The organism is Streptomyces sp. IBSBF 3136 (assembly GCF_036815105.1).
GTDB lineage: Bacteria > Actinomycetota > Actinomycetes > Streptomycetales > Streptomycetaceae > Streptomyces.
In genome coordinates this window covers 1-3,936 of sequence record NZ_JAJSZC010000481.1, presented here as the reverse complement: position 1 = coordinate 3,936, position 3,936 = coordinate 1, and the positions used below count along the sequence as shown (strand labels likewise).

5 protein-coding genes and 2 pseudogenes are annotated in these 3,936 nt (G+C 69.3%); 1 reads left to right on the top strand and 6 read right to left on the bottom strand.

The window, feature by feature from the left end:
- Window positions 1-81: 81 nt before the first annotated feature.
- The 6 genes and pseudogenes from V7E45_RS40355 to V7E45_RS40335 form a co-directional block, all read right to left on the bottom strand.
- Complete coding sequence (locus V7E45_RS40355; protein ID WP_333779256.1) at window positions 82-240, bottom strand: hypothetical protein; 159 nt, start codon at window positions 238-240, stop codon at window positions 82-84.
- A 16-nt stretch (window positions 241-256) separates the two neighbouring features.
- A complete protein-coding gene (locus V7E45_RS40350) occupies window positions 257-445 on the bottom strand; it encodes a mobile element transfer protein (RefSeq protein ID WP_116129402.1) in 189 nt (62 codons plus the stop codon).
- Window positions 446-463: 18 nt separating this feature from the next.
- A complete protein-coding gene (locus V7E45_RS40825) occupies window positions 464-727 on the bottom strand; it encodes a hypothetical protein (RefSeq protein WP_443056363.1) in 264 nt (87 codons plus the stop codon).
- Window positions 728-792: 65 nt separating this feature from the next.
- Window positions 793-1,218 (bottom strand): annotated as a pseudogene (locus tag V7E45_RS40820) (DUF2637 domain-containing protein); the annotation flags it as partial.
- Window positions 1,219-1,253: 35 nt separating this feature from the next.
- Window positions 1,254-2,763: pseudogene (locus tag V7E45_RS40340) on the bottom strand (FtsK/SpoIIIE domain-containing protein).
- Window positions 2,764-2,765: 2 nt separating this feature from the next.
- Window positions 2,766-3,098 (bottom strand): SCO3933 family regulatory protein, encoded by a 333-nt coding sequence (locus tag V7E45_RS40335; protein WP_333779255.1) that lies wholly within the window; start codon window positions 3,096-3,098, stop codon window positions 2,766-2,768.
- A gap of 254 nt (window positions 3,099-3,352) precedes the next feature.
- Here V7E45_RS40335 and V7E45_RS40330 point away from each other — a divergent pair.
- The coding region (locus V7E45_RS40330; protein ID WP_333779254.1) for a GntR family transcriptional regulator at window positions 3,353-3,936 on the top strand (584 nt) is incomplete at its 3' end.

Genomic DNA, 3,936 nt, shown 5'->3' with positions numbered 1-3,936 from the left:
GTCTGGAACTGGCTGGGCGGGGAGGCGATGTCCTGGGGCGGGTACTTCGGTGTTAGCACGGTGGTTCTCCTTCCGGGTTGGTCAGGGGTTGATGAGGGAGCCGACGACGGGGCCGAGGTAGCTGTGCGCGATGAGGTAGCCGCCGAGGAGGAGCACGGCAACGAGCCACCACGACGGGCGGGCGAGCTTGATGCCGAGGTAGCCGACGATGGCCACGGCCAGCCAGAGCGGAACGTCCATGACGGGGGTCTCCTTGTCAGGCCCGGCAGCGGTGGGTGCGGGCGGCGAGTTCGGCGCCGGCGCGGGTGGAGTAGTCGGCGTCAAAGCCGCAGCCCGGAGCGGTGCAGGCGGCGGTGTGCGTCTCGCGGCCACGGCCGTCGTAGGACGTACCGACCTGCACCGGGCCGATACGGATCACGTTGCGAAAGCGGCGATAGGCGGACACGAGCGAACCTCCCTTCAATCAGGTGAGCTGTAGCTGTGTGGTGATCGCGCGAGTCATGTCCTCGGGCAGGCCGAGGCGAGCCGAGAGCGTGTCGGCGGGCATGGGGGACCCGGTGGACGCCTGGTGTGCTTCGGCGAGCTTGCGGGCGTGGTCCACCAGCGCGGCCGGGACGACCGGGACAGGGGCCGCGGGCTTGACCGGTGCCGGTTCGGGCGCGGGAGCCAGTTCCGGAGCCGACGCGGGCGCGGGTTCGGCCGCACGCTCGACTGCGATGTCCGGCACGGCCGGTTCTTCGACTTCCGCTGCGGCCGGAGCCGTGGTGGGCGAGTGCACCAGGAGGGTGCCGCCGAGGAAGGCCAGGGCGGGCCAGCCCNGGCCGGTTCTTCGACTTCCGCTGCGGCCGGAGCCGTGGTGGGCGAGTGCACCAGGAGGGTGCCGCCGAGGAAGGCCAGGGCGGGCCAGCCCGCCACGAGGATGCGCAGCCAGGCGGGCACCTGGTGCAGGTCGAGGAGTCCGGCGGTGGCGATGTTGGCGCCGAGCGAGGCGCCGAGGGCGATGACGAACCAGGTCCAGGCCGAGCGGTCACGCCGGGCGGTGCGCAGTCGGCGCCAGGCCGCGACCAAGAGCAGGTCGACGGAGACCGGGTAGGCCCATGCCTTCCAGCCGGACTGGCCGGCCGCGTTGGCGAGGTCGTGTAGGTGGGCGAAGGACAGCGCACCGGCGATCACGGCTTGGATGAGGACGGGGTCCGGGCGGATGGACGAGCGGGGCATGCGGGGTACCTCCCGTCAGGGTCGGTCGGGGGCCGCTACTCGGTGACCGGTCGCGGCTTGACCAGCGATGGGCCACCCGCCGGTACCTCAGCGGGCGCGGAGGGGCGGAAGGGTTCGAGGAAGGGCAGGTCCGGGACCAGGTGGGCGAAGGTGCGGCACGCGGCGATCACTTCGTCACGGGAGACGGCCGGGGTGCGGATCTTCGACCAGCCACCCGAGGTGTCCGCCGCGACGGCGGTACCCGGGCGTTCCATCGGGATCAGGCTCGCGGCCGGTACCGCGTCCGGGGCGACGTCGGCGAGGCCCATTTCGGCGGTCTGCTTGTCGTTGACGCGGTGCACGACCCGGCCGGTGAGCTGGGCGCGGAGCATGGTGGCGCCCTTGCCCAGGTCGGAGCCGAAGCGCTGCCCGCAGATCTCCAGGTAGATGCCGGCCGCGCGGGCCATCTGCGCCAGCCGGATCAGTGCCGTCACGATCCGTTCCNCGGAGCCGAAGCGCTGCCCGCAGATCTCCAGGTAGATGCCGGCCGCGCGGGCCATCTGCGCCAGCCGGATCAGTGCCGTCACGATCCGTTCCCGGCGTTCCTCATCCTTCCTGGAGGAGATCAGGAAAAGTTCCGCGATCTCGTCCACCAGGACGACCACGGGCACCGGCCGCAGATGGTCCGGCAGTTCCCAGATATCGGAGACACCGTGCTGACTCAGCAGGTCGAAGCGGTCTTCCATCTCTGCGACCAGCACCCCGAACAGCGAGGCGGCATCGTCCGGAGTGGTCACCAGCGCAGAAAGGCGCGGCGCATAGCGCGCCTGCTCCACGCCCCGTTTGCAGTCCACCCCGACGAGAGCGACCGGGAGTTGAGCGAGACCTTTGATCAGGTTCCGTTGGTACATGGACTTGCCGGACTGGTTCGCGCCGAGGGTCAGTGCCATCGGGGCCTTGCGGTAGTCCCGCTCGAACGCGGTCCCGTCCTCCCGCAGGGCGACCGGCACGATCATGTCGCGCGGCTCAGTCTGGCGGGGCATCCGGACGCGGCGCAGCACGTCGTAGCCGGTCATCCGCAGTTCCACGAAGCCCGGTTTCGTCTCCACCACGGTCACCGAGTACACGCCCCAGGCGTGCCGCAGCCGTTCGGAGGCGGCGGCCACGTCGGCGGGCTCCAGGCCGGCCGGGAGTCGCAGCGTCACCCGCAGGCCCGTCAAGGTGCCTCGCACCTGGCGGATCTTCGGCGGAACCGGCTGCACCTCCCGGCGGGCGANTCACCCGCAGGCCCGTCGAGGTGCCTCGCACCTGGCGGATCTTCGGCGGAACCGGCTGCACCTCCCGGCGGGCAACGTTGCGGGTCACAAACGCCCGCAGACCCGACGGCCGCACCGTCAGCCCGCACACATCCATCGTGGCCCGGTAGGAGAACCCGAACCGGGCCAGCGTCACCGGCAGCCCCATCGTCGCCCAGTACGCGCGCGGCGCCCGCACCTTCGCGTAGCCGACACCACCGGCGGCGGATAACCCGGCCGTGGCCTCCAGCCACATCGTCAGGTCGCCCATGATCAGGCCATCGGGGTGATCGCGATGGCACGGAACGAGATCCCGTGACGCTTCTCGCCGTTGAAGGTGTTCTCCCAGTCACGGGCCTTCAGCCCCGTCACCCGCACCGGCATTCCCGGCGTCAGGCCCTCGGGGTAGCCCGTCTCCGGGACGGTCACCTGGTAGAGGTTCCCCTCCCCCTCGTCCGAGACCAGCAGGCCCACCGTGGACAGACCCACGTTCGGGTTGTCCCGGTCCATCGCCTGCTCGCCGGTCTTCTTGTTCGCCATCTTCGGTTCCGGCGCGGTCGCCACGAACACCACGGCGGTCGAGAGGTCGATCTTGAACGACGGCATGAAGTACTCCCAGTGTCGAAGCTCCGGAGCAGCCCAAAGAAGAGCCGCTCTGCTCGCTGTCCTAGGACNAGGTCGATCTTGAACGACGGCATGAAGTACTCCCAGTGTCGAAGCTCCGGAGCAGCTCAAAGAAGAGCCGCTTTGCTCGCTGTCCTAGGACTGCGAGCGACCTGAGGAGACTTTGGCACGCAGTCCCAGGACTGTCAACAGTCCTGGGACTGTGCTTGACTTATTGCGTCGAGAGGAGTCAGGCGATGACGCCCAAATGGCGGGAGCTGGCTGACAAGCTGGCTGAACGGATCAAGCAGGGTGAGTACCCGCCAGGCCAGCAGCTTCCGCAGATCAGGGAGCTAGTTGCACAGGGCGAGGGCTCCAAGTCCACCGTCCATCAGGCCTACAAGGCACTCGAAGCCGAGGGCTTGGTGACGTCCTCCCGTGGACACGGGACCGTCGTACGGCAGAGGGTCCCGCTCAAGCGACTCGGCATTGCCAGGTACGACAAGGCCAAGTGGCGTGACGGCGACGAGGTGGCTTTCATCGCGGACCGCGTGGCCTCCGGTCGCGGCTACCGCCGGAATGAGCAGACCCAGAGCGTCAGCCTGGTAGAAGCCCCGCCAGCAGTCGCAGCAGCACACGGGCTGCCCGAAGGCGCCCAGGTGTATGCGAGGGCTCGGCTGGTGAAGGAAGGCAACCAACCGACCCATACTCTGACCAGCTACTACCGACCCGAGCACGTCGAGGGGACGCGCCTGGTGGACCCCACTCCAGGACCGGCCGGCCGCGGCGGTGGCTTCCGGGTTCTGTACGACGCGGGGTACGAGATCGACCACATGAAGGA